We start from the raw sequence: 17,572 nt of genomic DNA on the forward strand, positions 1-17,572 counted from the left end.
GAACGTGTGGGCGTCATCGCGGGGAGGGTGTGGGCGCCCTCGCCGTCACAGCGTGCGCAGCAGGACCGCGGGCTGTTCCACGCAGTCCGCCACGTACCGCAGGAAGCCGCCCGCCGTGCCGCCGTCGCACACCCGGTGGTCGAAGGTGAGCGAGAGCTGGACGACCTGGCGCACGGCGAGCTCGCCCTCGTGCACCCACGGCTTGGGGACGATGCGGCCGACGCCGAGCATGGCGGCCTCGGGGTGGTTGATGATCGGCGTGGAGCCGTCGACACCGAAGACGCCGTAGTTGTTCAACGTGAAGGTGCCGCCGGTGAGTTCCCCTGGCGTGAGGCTGCCCGTGCGGGCCGCCTCGGTCAGGCGGGCGAACTCCGCGGTGAGCGCCTCGGCGTCGCGCGCGTGTGCGTCCCGTACGACCGGGACGACGAGGCCTCGCTCGGTCTGCGCGGCGAAGCCGATGTGGACGTGGTCGAGCTGGACGACCTCCCTGGCCTCCATGTCGACCGTGGAGTTGAGCTCGGGGAACCGGGCGAGGGCGGCCGTGCAGATGCGGGCCAGCAGGGCGAGGAGGGAGATCTTCGGCCCGCCGGCCGCATTCATGGCGGCACGCGCGCGCATGAGCTCGGTCGCGTCGGCGTCCACCCAGCAGGTCGCGTCCGGTATCTCGCGGCGGCTGCGGGAGAGCTTGTCGGCGACGGCGCCCCGGATGCCCTTGAGGGGGATGCGAAGGGCGGTACCGGGTGCTGTGATGGGGGTCGGCGGGGGCGCCTGGGGTTCGGCGGTCGGCTCCGCCGTCCGTCCCTGTGCCTCGGCGGCACGCAGCGCGTACTCGACGTCCGCGCGCAGGATCAGCCCGTCGGGGCCGGAGCCTGTCATCTCCTTGAGGTCCAGGCCGTTCTGCCGGGCGAGCCTGCGCACCAGCGGCGAGATCACGGGAACGGGTCCGTCCGCCGTCTCGCGTGCACCGGCGTTTCCGTTCGCCTCCCGGGGAGCCGCGGGTGCCGCCTGTCCCGGCCGTACCCTCCGGCGTCGCGCGGGTGCCTCCGAAGTGCCGTATCCCACCAGCACATTGCCCGAACCCTCGGTTTCGGCGCCGGAGGCCGCCGGTCCGACCGCGACCGTCAACAGCGGTGCCCCGACGGGCAGTTCCGTGCCCTCCTCGCCGAAGCGGGCGGTGACCACACCCCCGTAGGGGCAGGGGACATCGACCAACGCCTTGGCCGTCTCTACCTCGACGACCGGCTGGTCGACCGCGACGACGTCGCCGACCTCCACCAGCCAACGGACGATCTCCGCCTCGGTGAGCCCCTCCCCGAGGTCGGGGAGCTTGAATTCCAGCACCTGTGCCATCAGCTCTCGGCCTCCCACTGCAGACGCCCCACGGCATCCAGGATCCGGTCCACGCCGGGCAGGTGGTGGCGCTCCAGCATCGGCGGTGGGTAGGGGATGTCGAACCCTGCCACGCGCAGCACCGGTGCTTCCAGGTGGTGGAAGCAGCGCTCCGTGACACGGGCCGCGATCTCCCCGCCCGGGCCGCCGAACCCGCCCGACTCGTGTACGACGACCGCGCGCCCGGTCCGCCGTACCGAGGCGCAGACCGTCTCGTCGTCGAACGGCACCAGGGAGCGCAGATCGACGACTTCGAGGTCCCAGCCCTCGGCCCGCGCGGCCTCGGCGGCTTCGAGGCAGACGGGCAGGGACGGTCCGTAGGTGACGAGGGTGGCGCTCCGGCCCGAGCGCCGCACCACCGCGCGGCCTATCGGTTCAACGTCCGTCGGGTGCTCCGGGTTCCAGGAATCCTTGGACCAGTACAGGCGCTTGGGTTCGAGGAAGACGACCGGGTCGTCGGAGGCGATGGCGGCGCGCAGCAGGCCGTAGGCGTCGGCGACGGTGGCGGGCGTGACGACATGGAGCCCCGGAGTCGCCATGTAGTACGCCTCGGAGGAGTCGCTGTGGTGCTCGACGCCGCCGATGCCGCCGCCGTAGGGGACGCGGATGGTGAGCGGGAGCGGCATCGTGCCGCGGGTGCGGTTGCGCATGCGGGAGACGTGCGAGATCAGCTGCTCGAAGGCCGGGTAGGCGAACGCGTCGAACTGCATCTCCACGACCGGGCGCAGGCCGTACATCGCCATGCCGACCGCGGTGCCGAGGATGCCCGCCTCGGCCAGCGGGGTGTCCGTGCAGCGGTCCTCGCCGAACTCCTTGGCGAGGCCGTCGGTGACGCGGAAGACACCGCCGAGGGTGCCGACGTCCTCGCCCATGACGTGCACGGTGGGGTCGGCGGCCATGGCGTCGCGCAGCGCGCGCGTGAGCGCCTGCGCCATGGTGGCCGGCTTGAGGGCGACGGTGGTCATCAGTGGCCGCCTTCCTGTTCCGCGTGCAGCTCTGCCCGCAACTGGGCCTGCTGTTCGCGCAGTTGCCCGGTGGGCTCGGCGTACACGTGGGCGAACAGGTCCATCGGGTCGAGCACCGGGTCCTGGTTCATGCGCTCGCGCAGGTCGGCGGCCATGGTCTCGGCGGCGTCGCGGGCGGCCCGTATGCCGTCGTCGTCGAGCAGGCCGCGCTCGGTCAGTTCGTGCTCCAGGAGCGCGATGGGGTCGTGCGCGCGCCAGGCCTCGACCTCGGTGTCGCCGCGGTAGCGGGTCGCGTCGTCGGCGTTGGTGTGGGCGTCCACGCGGTACGTGATCGCCTCGATCAGGGTGGGTCCGCCGCCCTCGCGCGCGTGCCGCACGGCATCGGTGAGGACCTCGTGCACGGCGGCCGCGTCGTTGCCGTCGACCAGGCGGCCGGGCATGCCGTAGCCGACGGCCTTGTGGGCCAGCGACGGGGCCGCGGTCTGCTTGGCGAGCGGGACGGAGATCGCGAAGCCGTTGTTCTGGACGAGGAAGACGACCGGGGCCTGCCAGACGGCGGCGAAGTTCAGCGCCTCGTGGAAGTCGCCCTCGCTGGAGCCGCCGTCGCCGACCAGGGCGAGCGCGACCACGTCGTCGCCCTTGAGGCGGGCGGCGTGCGCGAGGCCGACGGCGTGCGGGAGCTGGGTGGCAAGCGGGGTGCACAGGGGGGCCACGCGGTGTTCGTGCGGGTCGTAGCCGGTGTGCCAGTCGCCCCGCAGAAGGGTGAGCGCCTGGACGGGGTCCAGGCCGCGGGCGACCGCGGCGAGAGTGTCGCGGTAGCTGGGGAAGAGCCAGTCCCGCTCGTGCAGGGCGAACGCGGCGGCGACCTGGCAGGCCTCCTGGCCGGTGCTGGACGGGTAGACGGCGAGGCGGCCCTGCTTGGTGAGGGCGGTCGCCTGCGCGTTGTACCTGCGCCCGCGGACCAGTTCGGCGTACAGGCGGCGCAGCAGGGCCGGGTCGGCCTTCGCGGCGGCCTCGGTGCCGAGGACGCGGTAGGGCTCCGCGTCGGGCAGCAGCGGCGCGGGGTCCGTGCGGGGCTGCCAGGCGGGGGGCGGCGATGGCCGATACCCGCCCCGCTGCTCCATGACCGTCATGACGGCACCTCCTCGTGGGAGCGGCTTCAGGCGCGCCACGGGTGTGATGCGCCTCACCTACCGATTGTTCGGTCGTCGGCACATTTTGGCTACAGGCACCTTCAGGCTGTGGACAAACGGTTCTCCACAACCTGAAATGAACGCAGTACGTCCATGGTAGGGAGGCGGGGGGACATGGCACCTGAACAAATGGCCGAGGGGCCGGAGGGCGGCGGTCCCCTGCCGCAGCCGCGGCCTCTCGACGCCATCGATCTGGACATCCTCCAGATGCTCCAGGCGGACGGCCGCGCGTCGATACGGTCGGTCGCGGAACGGGTGCATGTCTCACGCGCCAACGCCTACGCGCGTATCAACCGCCTCATCGAGGACGGCGTCATCCGCGGCTTCGGCGCCCGCGTCAACCACGAGCGCGCAGGTCAGGGCACCTCGGCGTACATCACCCTGAAGATCGTCCAGAACTCGTGGCGCACGGTGCGCGAGCAGCTCCGACAGCTGCCCGGGGCCTCCCACATCGCCCTGGTGGGCGGCGACTTCGACGTACTGCTGCTGGTGCACACGTCGGACAACAGGGCGCTGCGCGAGCTGGTGCTCACCCGTCTCCAGGCGATGCCCGAAGTGCTCAGCACACGCACGCTGCTGGTGTTCGAGGAAGAGGACCTGGAGCCGCAGGGCTGAGCGCTGCGCGGCCGCTCAGGCCTCCTTGCGGAGCCCTCCGAAGACCAACTGCACGACCGCATCGGCCACTTCGCGCTCGCTCACGCCCCGCCCGTCGGGCCGGTACCACTCGACGATCGAGTTGATCATCCCGAAGACGAGCCTTGTCGCGAGCCGCACCTCCACGTCCCCGCGTACCTCCCCGTCGGCGGCCGCCGCCTTCAGCAGCTCGGCCACCTGGTGGTCGAAGTCGCGGCGCCGCTCCAGGGCCCACCGCTCGGTGCCCGTGTTGCCGCGCACACGCAGCAGCAGCGTCACATACGGCAGTTCGCCGATCAGCACCTCGACCATGCGCCGCACGACGTACTCCAGGCGTTCGGCGGCACGCCCCACGCGCGCGTGCTCCTCGTCGAGGATCCCGAAGAGCCCGTCGAGCGCCCGGCTGACGGCCCGGCGCAGCAGCTCCTCCTTGCCGGCCACATGGTGGTAGATCGACGACTTGGAGATGCCGGCCGCCTTGGAGAGGTGCTCCATGGAGGTGCCGTCGTAGCCGCGGTCGTTGAAGACCTGGACGGCGACGGACAGCAGCGTCTCCGGCGTGTACGTGTCGCGCTTGGCGGTGGTCATGACGTGCTGCCCTCCCGCTTGTCGGAGGCGTACGCGTGCCGGTACAGCGCCAGGGACGGCGCGTAGCGCCCGGAGGGGTCGCGCAGGTGCAGGTCGTCGAGGAGGGCGTACGCCCAGTTGCGGCCGAGCCTGCGGCTCCACTCGAAGGGCCCGAGCGGGTAGTTGACGCCCAGGCGCATCGCGGTGTCGATGTCCTCCTCGGTGGCCACGCCCTTGGCGACGGCGTCGTGCGCGAGGTCGACGATCCGGGCGACCGTGCGGGCGACGATCATGCCCGGGACGTCGCCGATGACGCTGACGTCCTTGCCGAGCGCCTGGAAGAGGCCGGTGGCTTCGGCGAGGGTCTGCGGCGACGTGTCCTGGGAGGCCGACAGGGCGATGCGGGTGGCCCTGCGGTAGTCGAGCGCGAGGTCGAAGTAGACGACGTCCCGGAACTCGACCGAGGTCTGGCCGTCGGCGAGCGCCAGCTGGCCGCCGCTCGGCAGCACCAGGCGGGTGCCGTGGTCCTCTTCCTCCTCGCGCACGGCGATGCCCGCCTCGCGGATCAGCGCGAGCAGCTCGGAGGCGGGGCCCAGGTCGCCCTCGGCGACGACGTACGCGGGCTGCTGTGCGGGTTCCGCGGTGTGCGGCTCGGGGCGCTCGGCGTCGTCGCCGTAGTCGTACCAGCCCTGACCGCTCTTGCGGCCGAGCCGGCCCGACTCGACGAGGCGCTGCTGGGCGAGCGAAGGCGTGAAACGCACGTCCTGGAAGAAGGACCGCCATACGGAGTGGGTGACGGACTCGTTGACGTCCTGCCCGATGAGGTCGGTCAGTTCGAAGGCACCCATCTTGAAGCCGCCCGACTCGCGCAGGATCGCGTCGATGGTGGCGGGGTCGGCGCCCTGGGCCTCGTACACCGCGAAAGCCTCTGCGTAGAAGGGCCGGGCGATGCGGTTGACGATGAAGCCGGGGGTGTCGGCACAGGCGACCGGTGTCTTGCCCCAGGCGCGCGCCATCTCGTACGCGCGCGTGGCCGACGACACGTCGGTGGCGAACCCGGAGACGACCTCGACGAGGGGGAGCAGCGGTGCGGGGTTGAAGAAGTGCAGGCCGAGGAAGCGGCCGGGGTTGCGCAGGGCGCCGCCGATGGCGGTGACGGACAGGGAGGAGGTGTTGGTGGCGAGCAGACAGTCCTCGCCGACGATGTCCTCCAGCTCACGGAACAGGCCCTGCTTGGCGTCCAGCTGTTCCGGGACGGCCTCGACGACCAGGGAGCAGTCCGCAAGGTCGGCCAGGTTCTCGGCAGGCAGCAGACGGTCTCGTGCCGCGTCCCGGTCGGCGGCCGTGAGCCGGTCCTTCTCGACGAGCCGGTCGAGGCGGGCGCCGATCGCCGCGGCCGCTTCCCGGGCGCGCCCGGCAGCGGCGTCGTAGAGCCGTACGCGATGGCCTGCGACCAGTGCGACCTGGGCGATGCCCTGGCCCATGGTGCCGGTGCCGACGACGGCCACGGGGCTGCTGAGGTCGAGTGCTGTCATGTGCGCGATCCTCCCGCACGGGGTTTTCCACAGATGCGGCGGACCCCCTTGTCCCGACCGATCGTTCGGTTACTCTAACTCTGACCGGCTGTTCCTGCCCATGTTTCTGCCCAGGTCATGAGCTCGACGAAGAGTTCACAAGACGAGGAGTTGGTCCCGCATGGCCGCCGACCTGACCACGCACGAGCTGATCGCGAAGCACCGGCCCACCCTCGACCAGGCGCTGGAAGCGATCCGCACACGCGCGTACTGGTCCCCGCACCCCGAACATCCCAAGGCGTACGGCGAGAACGGCAGCCTGGACGCGGCGGCGGGCAAGGCCGCGTTCGACGCGCTCCTGGGCACCCGCCTCGACCTCGGCCAGCCCGGCACGGACGACTGGGTGGGCGCCGAGGTGTCGCCGTACGGCATCGAGCTGGGCGTGACCTACCCGCATGCGGACGTCGACGAGCTGCTGCCCGCCATGAAGGCCGGACAGCGCGCGTGGCGCGACGCCGGCGCGGAGGCGCGCGCGGTGGTGTGTCTGGAGATCCTCAAGCGGATCAGCGACCGGACGCACGAGTTCGCGCACGCGGTCATGCACACCTCCGGCCAGGCGTTCATGATGGCGTTCCAGGCGGGTGGCCCGCACGCACAGGACCGCGGCCTGGAGGCGGTGGCCTACTCGTACGTGGAGCAGGTCCGCACACCCGACACCGCGGAGTGGACCAAGCCCCAGGGCAAGCGCGACCCGCTCGCGCTGACCAAGCAGTTCACGGCGGTCCCGCGCGGGGTCGCACTGGTGATCGGCTGCAACACCTTCCCGACGTGGAACGGCTATCCCGGCCTGTTCGCGTCTCTCGCCACCGGCAACGCGGTCCTGGTGAAGCCCCACCCGCGCGCGGTGCTGCCGCTGGCACTCACCGTGCAGGTCGCGCGCCAGGTGCTCGCCGAGGCGGGCTTCGACCCGAACCTGGTGGCGCTGGCCGCCGAGCGCCCCGGCGAGGGCATCGCGAAGACGCTGGCCACCCGCCCGGAGATCCGGATCATCGACTACACGGGCTCGACGGCGTTCGGCGACTGGCTGGAGGCCAACGCCCGCCAGGCGCAGGTCTACACGGAGAAGGCCGGCGTCAACACGGTGCTCGTGGACTCCACCGCAAGCTACAAGGGCATGCTCTCCAACCTGGCCTTCTCCCTGTCCCTGTACAGCGGCCAGATGTGCACGACCCCGCAGAACCTGCTGATCCCCCGCGACGGCATCCGCACCGACGAGGGCCCCAAGACCTTCGACGAGGTGGTCGCCGACCTCGCCCGTTCCGTCGACGGCCTCCTCGGCGACGACACGCGCGCGAACGCCCTGCTCGGCGCGATCGTCAACCCGGACGTGAAGGCCCGCCTGGAGGCGGCGGCCGGTCTCGGTGAAGTCGCCCTGGCATCAAGGGAGATCAGCAACCCGGAGTTCCCGGACGCGGTCGTGCGCACGCCCGTGATCGTGAAACTGGACGGCGCCAAGCCCGACGACGAGGCCGCCTACATGAGCGAGTGCTTCGGCCCCGTCTCCTTCGCCGTCGCGGTCGACTCGGCGGCGGACGCCGCGGAGCTGCTGCGGCGCACGATCCGTGAGAAGGGCGCGATGACGGTCGGTGCGTACACGACCGACGAGGAGGTCGAGCAGACGGTCCAGGAGGTCTGCCTGGAGGAGGCCGCCCAGCTGTCGCTGAACCTCACGGGCGGGGTGTACGTCAACCAGACGGCCGCGTTCTCGGACTTCCACGGGTCCGGGGGCAACCCGGCGGCGAACGCCGCACTGTGCGACGGCGCATTTGTGGCGAACCGGTTCCGGGTTGTCGAGGTTCGCCGGGAGGCCTAGGCAGGGCCTAGGAGTTGATCGCGCCCCCGGTCGCGCTCCAGTGGTACAGCGTCATGGCCACACTGGTCGCGAGGTTGTAGCTGGAGACCTGGGGGCGCATCGGCAGCGACAGCAAGTGGTCGGTACGCACGCGTAGTTCGGCGGACAGGCCGCTGCGCTCGGAGCCGAAGGCGAGGACGGCGTCGTCCGGGAGCTTGACGCCCCGGATGTCGTCGCCCTCCGGGTCGAGGGCGAACAGCGGGCCCGCCGGCAGCTCGTCGACGGCTAGCCGTTCAACGGCGGTCGCGAAGTGCAGTCCCGCACCGCCGCGGACCACCGTCGGATGCCAGGGGTCGAGCGTGCCGGTGGTGACCACGCCGGTCGCACCGAACCCGGCGGCCAGGCGGATCACGGCACCCGCGTTGCCGAGATTGCGGGGGTTGTCCAGGACCACGACGGGGGCGGTGCGGGGGGTGTGCGCCAGCTTCTCGAGATTGGCCGCGCGAGGCGGTCGTACGGCCAAGGCGGCGACGGCGGTGGGATGCGGGCGGGGCACCAGGCCCTGATACGTCGGCTCCGGCACTTCGATGAGGAGTCCGGCCAGCGTGTCCCGCACATCGGGTGCCAGCTCGTCGGCGAGGGCGAGCGCCGCCTGTCGGTCGGCGGTGACCGCCACCGGGACCTCGGCTCCGAAGCGCACGGCGTGCTTGAGGGCATGGAAACCGTCGAGCAGCACGCAGGTACCGGCGAGCCGGCGCCAGGCGCTCACGGGGTCGGGGGTGGGGTCGGTCATGGCGTGCAGCCTACGTGCGCGTGGGACCTGGGCTCACGCCGTGGAGCACGCGTGCATGTGCTCGGGGCTCACGCCGTGGAGCTCACCTGCGTGGGCTCGGGGCTCTCCGGGGCACGCGGTCCGGACGGCGTCGTACGGCCGCCGCGGGCGAGGACGCGGCCACGCGCGCGTGCCGCCCAGCCGCCCAGCCTGAGCAGCAGCGACGTCGGCAGGAAGACCGCGTCCGTCGCGATCATCGCCAGCGAGAAGAACGGCAGGCCGAGGACCACGGCGATCACGGCGTGCTCGGTCATCATGGCCGCCAGCAGGACGTTCTTGACCCGCCGGTTGAACAGCGTGAACGGGAAGGCGACCTGCACGATGACGGTCCCGTACGTCACGAGCATCACCATCGTGCCGCTGGACGACAGCAGGTCGGCGAGCGCGGGCCAGGGCGAGAAGTAGTCGAGGTGGAGCGGGTAGTAGACCGCGGTGCCGTCCTGCCAGCGGGTGCCCTGGATCTTGTACCAGCCGGCCGTGGCGTAGATCAGACAGGCCTCGGTCATGATCACGAAGAGGGCGCCGTTGTGGACGATGTTGGCAACGACGTCCAGCAGGATCCCGGGCTCCCTGCTCTTCGCCCGGCGCCCGACCACCCACCACACGGCCTGCGCGAGCCAGGCGCCCCACAGGATCACGGGCACGGTCGGGTCGGCTCCGTCGAACCGGCCGCCGGCCGTCACCACGATCAGCGCGAACCCGAGGACAGCCCACAGAGCCGGGCCGACCCGGTCGGAAACGTGCTCTCCACGCGCGCGTGCCTCACGCGCGCGCTCTGCCCGCCGTGCGTCAAGCGACCAGACCTGCCCGCAGCGCGTGAACACGAGATAGACGGACATCAGGTGCAGGACGTTGTCGCCGCCGTCCCCCATGAAGACGCTGCGGTTCTGCAGCGAGAGCACACCGATCATGAACAGCACGGACATGGTGCGGGTGCGCCAGCCGAGCAGCAGCAGGACGCTCGAGAGGGCGGCGAGCGCGTACACGAACTCGAACCAGCCCCGGCCGTCCGACCACATCAGGGCCGTGAAGGCACTGTTGGACGCGATCAGCTGCTGGGCGAGGTCCCAGCTCCACGGGCCGCCGGGGCCGTACAGCTCCTCCCGGTGGGGGAACTCGCGCAGCAGGAACAGCAGCCAGGTCGCGCTGAAGCCGATGCGGATCACGGCGGTCTGGTAGGGGCCGAGCGCCGATTCCGTGATGCGGGCGATGGCGGCGGAGACCGACAGGGCGAAGCGGGTCACTGGGCGCCTCCGTCGGTGTCGGCGGCCGTGACCGGCCACCAGGGCAGCACGCGGTCCATGGGTTTGTCCGAGATCTTCTCGGTGCTCCACTTCGGCGGGGGCACGTTGGTGGTACGGGAACGGACCTGGACCTGCTCGATGACCCCGCCCTTCCCGGCTGCGTCGTCGCGGCCCAGGCGCAGCACCACTATGCGGCGCAGATACGTCTCGGACAGGGCGCCGCGCAGCCCCGCCGGACGGTTGGTGCTGTCGTGCGTGGCGACGAAGAAGTCCCAGGCCCGCCGCAGTTCGTTCTGCTCAGTGTGGCTGGGCAGCAGATTGCCCTCGATGGCCTGCCCGTCCTGGGCGGACAGGTCGTACCAGCCGGTGGTCCGCACCTCGCCGTTCTTCGCCTGCACCTCGGCGCGGACCTGGACGGCGATGTTCTGCTGCAGCGGGTTGGGCGCGAAGAGCTTCCAGTTCTGTTCGAACTCCGGATAGATCCAGTCGTCGATCGCCTTGCCGTGCGCCTTGGTCAGCGTGTTCGACGGCGCGACGTGCAGAAAGACCATGCCGACGTGGACACAGGCGACGACGGCGACGACCGCGAGCGCCAGCGCGGCGCCGATCTGGTAGCGCAGGGAGAGGGCGGCCACACCGGTGCGGGGTTCGGCGTACGGGCCGGCGGCAGGGACGGCCGAGAAAGCGGTAGCGCCGGGATCGAGTACGGCGGCGTCCGGTGCGGCACCGCGCGGATCGCCCGTCCGGTCCGGTCCGCCAGGCTCGGGCGGGCCGTCCGGCACAGGCGCCCTGTCCGGCCCGGGCGGGCCATCCGGCTCGGGCGCACCGCCCGGCCCGTCCGGCCCGTGCCGGGCGTCCGAGTCTGTGCCGTACGCGTCCATTCCGCCCCGTCTCCCGATCCCGGTCCGTCTTCCGGCCGCCCGGCCGCGGGGCGCCCTACCGCCTGTGCGCACCGCTCCACCGCACTCGCACGGGCACCGTACTCAGGCCCGCCCGCGCGGCACAGCCCCTGTCGGGCCGAGCTCGCCGCGGCGTACGCGAGGTCGCCCCGTTTGTCCACAGGACACGCCCGCAGGTTATCCACAGCGGTTGACACCTTACGGCGCCCGTCCCACCATGGAATCGCACGAACCGAACGATCGGTCGGGAGCGAGCTCCGGACAGAGCCCAGGTCGAGGGGGACCGCATGGCGACAGCAGCCGCGCACCAGACGCACGGCACCGCGCAGGACACCGCCGACACCGGTGCGTACGAGCGCGCCTTCGACGCCGCCGTGGCCGCCGACGAGCGCATCGAGCCGCGCGACTGGATGCCCGACGCCTATCGCGCGACGCTGGTCCGGCAGATGGCGCAGCACGCCCACTCCGAGATCATCGGCATGCAGCCGGAGGCCAACTGGATCACCCGCGCGCCGTCCCTGCGCCGCAAGGCGATCCTGATCGCCAAGGTGCAGGACGAGGCTGGACACGGGCTCTATCTGTACAGCGCGGCCGAGACCCTCGGCACCAGCCGCGACGAGCTGCTCGACAAGCTCCACTCCGGCCGCCAGAAGTACTCCTCGATCTTCAACTACCCGACGCTGACCTGGGCGGACGTCGGCGCGATCGGCTGGCTGGTGGACGGCGCCGCGATCACCAACCAGGTCCCGCTGTGCCGCTGCTCCTACGGCCCGTACGCGCGCGCGATGGTCCGCATCTGCAAGGAGGAGTCCTTCCACCAGCGCCAGGGGTACGAGCTGCTGCTGGCCCTCGGCCGCGGCACCCCGGAGCAGCAGGCGATGGCGCAGGACGCGGTGAATCGCTGGTGGTGGCCGTCCCTGATGATGTTCGGTCCGCCCGACGACGAGTCGGCGCACTCCGCGCAGTCGATGACGTGGAAGATCAAGCGGCATTCGAACGACGAGCTGCGCCAGCGCTTCGTGGACATCTGCGTCCCCCAGGCCGAGTCACTGGGCCTGACCCTCCCCGACCCGGACCTGCGGTGGAACGAGGAGCGGGGGCACTACGACTTCGGCCCGATCGACTGGACGGAGTTCCGGGAGGTCCTCAAGGGCAACGGGCCGTGCAACGAGCAGCGGATCACCCAGCGCAGGCGCGCGCACGAAGAAGGTGCATGGGTACGGGAGTCGGCCGCGGCCTACGCGGCCAAGCACACCGGCGAGACAGGCGAGACAGGCGAGACAGGAGCGACGCGAGCATGACGAACACCGACTGGCCTCTGTGGGAGGTCTTCGTGCGCTCACGCCGCGGCCTCTCGCACACCCACGCCGGCAGCCTGCACGCGCCGGACGCGGAGTTCGCCCTGCGCAACGCCCGCGACCTGTACACCCGCCGCGGCGAGGGCGTCTCGATCTGGGTCGTCGCGTCTTCCGCGATCACCGCGTCCTCCCCGGACGAGAAGGACCCGTTCTTCGAACCGGCCGCCGACAAGCCGTACCGGCACCCGACGTTCTACGAGATCCCGGAGGGGGTGAAGCACCTGTGACGACGACAGTTCCCGTGACCGCTGCCCTCGCCCTCGGCGACGACGCCCTGGTGCTCTCGCACCGCCTCGGAGAGTGGGCGGGCCATGCCCCCGTCCTGGAGGAGGAGGTCGCCCTCGCCAACATCGCCCTGGACCTGCTGGGTCAGGCCCGCGTGCTGCTGTCGACGGTGGGCGACGAGGACGAGCTGGCGTATCTGCGCGAGGAGCGCGCCTTCCGCAACCTCCAGCTGGTGGAACAGCCGAACGGCGACTTCGCCCACACCATCGCCCGTCAGCTCTACTTCTCCACCTACCAGCACCTGCTGTACGCCGAACTGGCCGCCGGGGACGGCCCCTTCGCCGGCCTCGCCGCAAAGGCCGTCAAGGAGGTCGCCTACCACCGCGACCATGCCGAGCAGTGGACCCTGCGGCTCGGCGACGGCACGGAGGCCGGCCACGAGCGCATGCAGCGCGCGTGCACGGCCCTGTGGCGGTTCACCGGCGAGATGTTCCAGCCGCTGGACGGCCTGGACATGGACCTGGCCGGGATGGAGACGGCCTGGCTGGAGTCCGTCCGGGCGGTGCTGCGCCGGGCGACCCTGACGGTCCCCGAGGGACCGCGTGCCGGGGCGTGGACGGCCGGCGCGGGCCGGCAGGGCGTGCACACCGAGCCCTTCGGCCGGATGCTCGCCGAGATGCAGCACCTGCACCGCAGCCACCCGGGGGCGTCATGGTGACGACGACCACCCCCCTGGAGGCCGAACTCCTCGAGATCGCCGGTTCGGTGCCCGACCCCGAACTGCCCGTGCTCACCCTCCGGGAGCTCGGCGTCCTGCGCGCAGTGCATGTCCGCGGCGCGGACTCGGTCGAGGTCGAGCTGACGCCGACGTACACGGGCTGCCCGGCCATCGAGGCGATGTCCCTGGACATAGAGCGGGTGCTGCACACACACGGCATACGGGACGTCACCGTCCGCACGGTGCTGCGGCCCGCCTGGTCGACGGACGACATCACGCCCGAAGGGCGGCGCAAGCTGCGGGAGTTCGGGATAGCGCCCCCGCGCGTGCGGGAGGTGTCCGGACCGGTCCCCGTATCGCTGGGCCCGACCCGCACGCTGGAGCCGGTGCGCTGCCCGCACTGCGGCAGCGCCGACACCGAGTTGCTCAGCCGCTTCTCCTCCACCGCCTGCAAGGCACTGCGGCGCTGCCTTGCCTGCCGTGAACCCTTCGACCACTTCAAGGAGCTGTGATGGCCCGCTTCCACACGCTCCCGGTGGCGGCGGTCGACCGGCTCACCGACGACTCGGTGGCCCTCACCCTCACCGTGCCCCCTCAGCTGCGCGAGGAGTACCGGCACGCCGCGGGCCAGCACCTCGCCCTGCGGCGCCTGGTCGACGGGGCGGAGATACGGCGCACGTACTCGATCTGCTCCCCGGCACCCGCCCCCGACGGCGCGGGGCCCAGCACCCTGCGGGTCGGCGTGCGGCTGGTCGAGGGCGGGGCCTTCTCGACGTACGCGCTCAAGGAGATCAATGTCGGAGACGAGCTGGAGGTGATGACCCCGGCCGGCCGTTTCACCCTCGATCCGGCGCCCGGCCTGTACGCGGCGATCGTCGGCGGCAGCGGCATCACTCCCGTGCTCTCGATCGTCTCGACGCTGCTCGAGCGCGAGCCGGGGGCCCGGTTCTGCCTCATACGCAGCGACCGGACGGCCGCCTCGACGATGTTCCTGGACGACGTCGCCGATCTGAAGGACCGGTACCCGGGGCGGCTGCAGTTGGTGACGGTGCTGTCCCGGGAGGAACAGCAGGCAGGGCTGCCGTCCGGGCGGCTCGACCAGCAGCGGCTGACCGGGTTGCTGCCGGCGCTGCTGCCGGTGGGCCAGGTGGCGGGATGGTTCCTGTGCGGGCCGTTCGGGCTGGTGCAAGGGGCCGAGCGGGCCCTGCGCGGACTCGGTGTGGCGCGCACGCGCATCCACGAGGAGATCTTCCACGTGGACGCCGCCGCCCCCACGCCGGCCGCGACCGCCCCCGCACACAGCACGGTGACCGCCCGGCTCGACGGCCGCGGCGGGACCTGGCCCGTGCAGGACGGCGAGTCCCTGCTGGAGACGGTCCTGCGCAACCGGCCCGACGCGCCCTACGCCTGCAAGGGCGGCGTATGCGGCACGTGCAGGGCCTTCCTGGTCACCGGCGAGGTGCGCATGGACCGCAACTTCGCGCTGGAACCGGAGGAGACGGGGGCGGGATATGTGCTGGCATGCCAGTCGCATCCGGTGACGGAGAAGGTGGAGCTGGACTTCGACCGCTGACCGGGACCGGGCGAGCTGACCGGGCCCGGACGACGGGGGCGGCCGCACCGTTCCCTTCTCCTAGAACCTGTTCTATCTTGACGGTCCGTCAGATCAGGCTGGGTGCCTGGTCGGTGAGCCGGCGTGCGCGTGGAAGGACAGGGACCGTGGACTTCACCTTCACCGAGGAGCAGCAGGCGGCGGCCGAAGCGGCGCGGGGGGTGTTCGCCGGGGTCGCGCCTGACGCGGTGCCTTCTCCCTCGCTCGTCGCGGGCGCCGTGGCCGAGGACTTCGACCGCGCGCTGTGGACCAGGCTCGCCGAGGCGGACCTGCTGAGCCTGCTGCTGGACGCGGAGTACGGCGGGGCGGGCCTGGACGCCATCGCGCTCTGCCTGGTGCTGCGGGAGTCGGCCAAGGTGCTGGCGCGCGTGCCACTGCTGGAGACCAGCGCGGCCGCCGCGGCCGTACAGGCATACGGCGGCAAGGAGTTGAAGTCGGCGCTGCTCACCCGCGCGGGGCGGGGGGAGGTGGTGCTGACCGCCGCCGCGAACGGCCGCACCGGCCACGACCCGGCCGAACTCGCCGTGACCGCACGGCAGGAGGGCGAGGAGTGGGTCCTGGACGGGGTGCAGACAGCGGTGCCATGGGCACACACCGCCGACTTCGTCGTCGTACCGGCCCGTACGAGCGCCGATCGCACCCTCCTCGCCGTGGTTCCCCGCATCCACCAAGGCGTCGGCCTCGGCGAGCAGATCTCCACCACCGGCGAGCGGCTCGGCGAACTGCGTCTGGAGTCCGCCCGGATCGCGGCCCGTGACGCCATCGACGCCGACGGCGCATGGGAGTGGCTGCGCGAACTGCTGACCACGGGGACGTGTGCGCTGGCGCTCGGCCTGGGCGAACGAGTCCTCGCGATGACCAGTGAATACACCGGCAAACGGGAGCAGTTCGGATACCCCGTCGCCACATTCCAGGCCGTCGCCGTGCAGGCCGCCGACCGTTACATCGACCTGCGCGCGATGGAAGCCACACTGTGGCAGGCCGCCTGGCGGATCGCCTCGGGGGCACCCGGCGTGCTGCCCGCCTCCGGTGACGTCGCCGTCGCCAAGATCTGGGCGTCGGAGGGCGTACGGCGGGTCGTGCAGACGGCGCAGCATCTGCACGGCGGGTTCGGGGCGGACGTCGAATACCCCCTGCACCGCTATCACGCCTGGGCCAAGCACCTGGAGCTGCAGCTCGGCCCGGCGGCAGCGCACGAGGAGGCCCTGGGCGACCTGCTGGCGGCACACCCGCTCGGCTGACCGCCGCAGCCGCCACGAGCTACAGGACGAACCCGGGCTGCCCCTCGTCCGTCACGACCGGGCGGCCCACGGCCGCCCACACCTGCATGCCTCCGTCGACGTTCACGGCGTCGATGCCCTGCTGCACGAGGTACATCGCGACCTGCGCCGAGCGTCCGCCGGAGCGGCAGATCACGTTGACGCGGCCGTCCTGCGGCGCGGCCTCGGTCAGTTCGCCGTAGCGGGCGACGAAATCACTGATGGGGATGTGCAGTGCCCCTTCGGCGTGACCTGCCTGCCACTCGTCGTCCTCGCGGACGTCCAGCAGGAAGTCGCCGTCCTTGAGGTCCCCGACCTCGACCGTGGGCACACCAGCTCCGAAATGCATGCCTGAGACGCTACCCGACGCGGCCGGGAACGGAACCGGCCGCCCGAGCGGCAACCGCCCCACCGCCACCACCGGCGCGCCCTACCCCAGCAGCTCGGCCAGCTCCGCCTCGCGCTGGGAGACATCGGCCAGGAGCTTCTCGGCGATCTCCTCCAGGAGCCGGTCGGGATCGTCCGGCGCCAGCCGGAGCATCGAGCCGATCGCGCTCTCCTCCAGTTCCTTGGCGACCAGCGAGAGCAGTTCCTTGCGCTGGGCGAGCCATTCGAGGCGGGCGTAGAGCTCCTCGCTGCGGCTCGGACCGCGCTCCGCCGGCGCCGGTCCCTTCGCCCACTCCTCGGCCAGCTCCCGCAGCAGGGGTGCGTCGCCGCGGGCATAGGCGGCGTTGACCCGGGTGATGAACTCCTCGCGCCGGGCCCGCTCGGTGTCGTCCTGGGCCAGGTCGGGGTGGGCCTTGCGGACCAGTTCGCGGTAGAGCTTGCGGGCCTCGTCGCTGGGGCGCACCCGCTGCGGGGGCCGCACGGGCTGGTCCGTGAGCATCGCCACGGCCTCCGGGAAGAGCCCCTCCCCGTCCATCCAGCCGTGGAACAGCTCCTCGACGCCGGGCATCGGCAGCACCCGGGCCCGTGCCTCGTCCGCCTTGCGACAGTCCTCGGGGTCGCCGGTGCGGGCGGCCCGGGCCTCGGCGATCTGCGCGTCCAGTTCGTCGAGGCGGGCGTACATCGGGCCGAGCTTCTGGTGGTGCAGCCGGGAGAAGTTCTCGACCTCCACCCGAAAGGTCTCGACAGCGATCTCGTACTCGATCAGCGCCTGCTCGGCGGCCCGCACGGCCCGCTCCAGCCGCTCCTCGGGACGCGGCGCACCGTCCTGGGGCGTCGCCTGCGCCTCGCCGGCGACACCACCCTGCTCAGCTTCCGGGCTCGTCACCCGCCCAGCGTAGGCCACGGCGGGGCCGGACCACTCCGG

18 protein-coding genes are annotated in these 17,572 nt (G+C 71.8%); 8 read left to right on the forward strand and 10 right to left on the reverse strand.

The window, feature by feature from the left end; genetic code table 11:
- Window positions 1–45 precede the first annotated feature (45 nt).
- From ACFY10_RS34485 to pdhA, 3 genes are read right to left on the reverse strand one after another with little or no spacing between them, the layout of a single operon-like run.
- Complete coding sequence (locus ACFY10_RS34485; protein ID WP_390669173.1) at window positions 46–1,350, reverse strand: dihydrolipoamide acetyltransferase family protein; 1,305 nt, start codon at window positions 1,348–1,350, stop codon at window positions 46–48.
- Entirely contained in the window at window positions 1,350–2,354 is a 1,005-nt protein-coding gene (locus tag ACFY10_RS34490; protein ID WP_390669174.1) for an alpha-ketoacid dehydrogenase subunit beta, read from the reverse strand. Before ACFY10_RS34490 ends, ACFY10_RS34485 begins: the two co-directional genes overlap by 1 nt.
- The gene (pdhA, locus tag ACFY10_RS34495) at window positions 2,354–3,487 is read right to left on the reverse strand and encodes a pyruvate dehydrogenase (acetyl-transferring) E1 component subunit alpha (protein WP_390669175.1); all 1,134 of its coding nucleotides are present in this window, start codon (window positions 3,485–3,487) and stop codon (window positions 2,354–2,356) included. Before pdhA ends, ACFY10_RS34490 begins: the two co-directional genes overlap by 1 nt.
- A gap of 189 nt (window positions 3,488–3,676) precedes the next feature.
- Between pdhA and ACFY10_RS34500 the strand changes: the two genes are divergently transcribed.
- Window positions 3,677–4,162, forward strand: coding sequence for an Lrp/AsnC family transcriptional regulator (locus tag ACFY10_RS34500; protein WP_390669273.1), 486 nt, complete (start codon window positions 3,677–3,679; stop codon window positions 4,160–4,162).
- 15 nt (window positions 4,163–4,177) lie between these two features.
- Here the strand turns inward: ACFY10_RS34500 and ACFY10_RS34505 are convergent, their stop codons facing one another.
- Both ACFY10_RS34505 and ACFY10_RS34510 read right to left on the reverse strand, forming a co-directional pair.
- Window positions 4,178–4,768, reverse strand: a complete 591-nt coding sequence (locus ACFY10_RS34505; protein ID WP_390669176.1) for a TetR/AcrR family transcriptional regulator — start codon at window positions 4,766–4,768, stop codon at window positions 4,178–4,180.
- Window positions 4,765–6,282 (reverse strand): 3-hydroxyacyl-CoA dehydrogenase, encoded by a 1,518-nt coding sequence (locus ACFY10_RS34510; RefSeq protein ID WP_390669177.1) that lies wholly within the window; start codon window positions 6,280–6,282, stop codon window positions 4,765–4,767. Before ACFY10_RS34510 ends, ACFY10_RS34505 begins: the two co-directional genes overlap by 4 nt.
- A 160-nt stretch (window positions 6,283–6,442) precedes the next feature.
- Here ACFY10_RS34510 and paaN point away from each other — a divergent pair, with 160 nt between their 5' ends.
- The gene (gene paaN, locus ACFY10_RS34515) at window positions 6,443–8,134 is read left to right on the forward strand and encodes a phenylacetic acid degradation protein PaaN (protein ID WP_390669178.1); all 1,692 of its coding nucleotides are present in this window, start codon (window positions 6,443–6,445) and stop codon (window positions 8,132–8,134) included.
- A gap of 7 nt (window positions 8,135–8,141) precedes the next feature.
- On the opposite strand, the gene ACFY10_RS34520 is transcribed toward paaN, so the two are convergent.
- The 3 genes from ACFY10_RS34520 to ACFY10_RS34530 form a co-directional block, all read right to left on the reverse strand.
- On the reverse strand, window positions 8,142–8,906 hold the full coding sequence (locus tag ACFY10_RS34520; protein ID WP_390669179.1) for a TrmH family RNA methyltransferase: 765 nt from the start codon (window positions 8,904–8,906) through the stop codon (window positions 8,142–8,144).
- Between the two features lie 68 nt (window positions 8,907–8,974).
- Window positions 8,975–10,189, reverse strand: coding sequence for an HTTM domain-containing protein (locus tag ACFY10_RS34525; RefSeq protein ID WP_390669180.1), 1,215 nt, complete (start codon window positions 10,187–10,189; stop codon window positions 8,975–8,977).
- The gene (locus ACFY10_RS34530; RefSeq protein ID WP_390669181.1) at window positions 10,186–11,070 is read right to left on the reverse strand and encodes a DUF5819 family protein; all 885 of its coding nucleotides are present in this window, start codon (window positions 11,068–11,070) and stop codon (window positions 10,186–10,188) included. Before ACFY10_RS34530 ends, ACFY10_RS34525 begins: the two co-directional genes overlap by 4 nt.
- A 305-nt stretch (window positions 11,071–11,375) precedes the next feature.
- On the opposite strand from ACFY10_RS34530, the gene paaA reads away from it, so the two are divergent.
- The 6 genes from paaA (at window position 11,376) to ACFY10_RS34560 (ending at window position 16,242) form a co-directional block, all read left to right on the forward strand.
- Window positions 11,376–12,389: a 1,2-phenylacetyl-CoA epoxidase subunit PaaA gene (paaA, locus tag ACFY10_RS34535; protein WP_390669182.1), complete on the forward strand. Its 1,014-nt coding sequence runs from the start codon at window positions 11,376–11,378 to the stop codon at window positions 12,387–12,389.
- On the forward strand, window positions 12,386–12,673 hold the full coding sequence (gene paaB / locus ACFY10_RS34540) for a 1,2-phenylacetyl-CoA epoxidase subunit PaaB (RefSeq protein WP_390669183.1): 288 nt from the start codon (window positions 12,386–12,388) through the stop codon (window positions 12,671–12,673). The genes paaA and paaB overlap by 4 nt, the downstream gene beginning before the upstream one ends.
- Entirely contained in the window at window positions 12,670–13,389 is a 720-nt protein-coding gene (paaC, locus tag ACFY10_RS34545; protein WP_390669184.1) for a 1,2-phenylacetyl-CoA epoxidase subunit PaaC, read from the forward strand. Before paaB ends, paaC begins: the two co-directional genes overlap by 4 nt.
- On the forward strand, window positions 13,386–13,901 hold the full coding sequence (paaD, locus tag ACFY10_RS34550; RefSeq protein ID WP_390669274.1) for a 1,2-phenylacetyl-CoA epoxidase subunit PaaD: 516 nt from the start codon (window positions 13,386–13,388) through the stop codon (window positions 13,899–13,901). Before paaC ends, paaD begins: the two co-directional genes overlap by 4 nt.
- A complete protein-coding gene (locus ACFY10_RS34555) occupies window positions 13,901–14,962 on the forward strand; it encodes a 2Fe-2S iron-sulfur cluster-binding protein (RefSeq protein WP_390669185.1) in 1,062 nt (353 codons plus the stop codon). The genes paaD and ACFY10_RS34555 overlap by 1 nt, the downstream gene beginning before the upstream one ends.
- A gap of 146 nt (window positions 14,963–15,108) precedes the next feature.
- Window positions 15,109–16,242, forward strand: a complete 1,134-nt coding sequence (locus ACFY10_RS34560) for an acyl-CoA dehydrogenase family protein (protein ID WP_390669186.1) — start codon at window positions 15,109–15,111, stop codon at window positions 16,240–16,242.
- Between the two features lie 19 nt (window positions 16,243–16,261).
- Here ACFY10_RS34560 and ACFY10_RS34565 read toward each other — a convergent pair whose 3' ends face one another.
- Window positions 16,262–16,591 (reverse strand): rhodanese-like domain-containing protein, encoded by a 330-nt coding sequence (locus tag ACFY10_RS34565; RefSeq protein ID WP_390669275.1) that lies wholly within the window; start codon window positions 16,589–16,591, stop codon window positions 16,262–16,264.
- A 99-nt stretch (window positions 16,592–16,690) separates the two neighbouring features.
- Complete coding sequence (locus ACFY10_RS34570) at window positions 16,691–17,533, reverse strand: J domain-containing protein (RefSeq protein ID WP_390669187.1); 843 nt, start codon at window positions 17,531–17,533, stop codon at window positions 16,691–16,693.
- Window positions 17,534–17,572 lie beyond the last annotated feature (39 nt).

Origin of the sequence: Streptomyces sp. NPDC001401 (assembly GCF_042895385.1) — a bacterium.
Lineage (GTDB): Bacteria > Actinomycetota > Actinomycetes > Streptomycetales > Streptomycetaceae > Streptomyces.

Excerpts from the sequence above, each read along its gene's own strand:
- ACFY10_RS34485 (WP_390669173.1), bottom strand. The coding sequence starts at position 1,350 with ATGGCACAGGTGCTGGAATTCAAGCTCCCCGACCTCGGGGAGGGGCTC.
- ACFY10_RS34490 (WP_390669174.1), bottom strand. The coding sequence starts at position 2,354 with ATGACCACCGTCGCCCTCAAGCCGGCCACCATGGCGCAGGCGCTCACG.
- pdhA (WP_390669175.1), bottom strand. The coding sequence starts at position 3,487 with ATGACGGTCATGGAGCAGCGGGGCGGGTATCGGCCATCGCCGCCCCCC.
- ACFY10_RS34500 (WP_390669273.1), top strand. The coding sequence starts at position 3,677 with ATGGCCGAGGGGCCGGAGGGCGGCGGTCCCCTGCCGCAGCCGCGGCCT.
- ACFY10_RS34505 (WP_390669176.1), bottom strand. The coding sequence starts at position 4,768 with ATGACCACCGCCAAGCGCGACACGTACACGCCGGAGACGCTGCTGTCC.
- ACFY10_RS34510 (WP_390669177.1), bottom strand. The coding sequence starts at position 6,282 with ATGACAGCACTCGACCTCAGCAGCCCCGTGGCCGTCGTCGGCACCGGC.
- paaN (WP_390669178.1), top strand. The coding sequence starts at position 6,443 with ATGGCCGCCGACCTGACCACGCACGAGCTGATCGCGAAGCACCGGCCC.
- ACFY10_RS34520 (WP_390669179.1), bottom strand. The coding sequence starts at position 8,906 with ATGACCGACCCCACCCCCGACCCCGTGAGCGCCTGGCGCCGGCTCGCC.
- ACFY10_RS34530 (WP_390669181.1), bottom strand. The coding sequence starts at position 11,070 with ATGGACGCGTACGGCACAGACTCGGACGCCCGGCACGGGCCGGACGGG.
- paaA (WP_390669182.1), top strand. The coding sequence starts at position 11,376 with ATGGCGACAGCAGCCGCGCACCAGACGCACGGCACCGCGCAGGACACC.
- paaB (WP_390669183.1), top strand. The coding sequence starts at position 12,386 with ATGACGAACACCGACTGGCCTCTGTGGGAGGTCTTCGTGCGCTCACGC.
- ACFY10_RS34555 (WP_390669185.1), top strand. The coding sequence starts at position 13,901 with ATGGCCCGCTTCCACACGCTCCCGGTGGCGGCGGTCGACCGGCTCACC.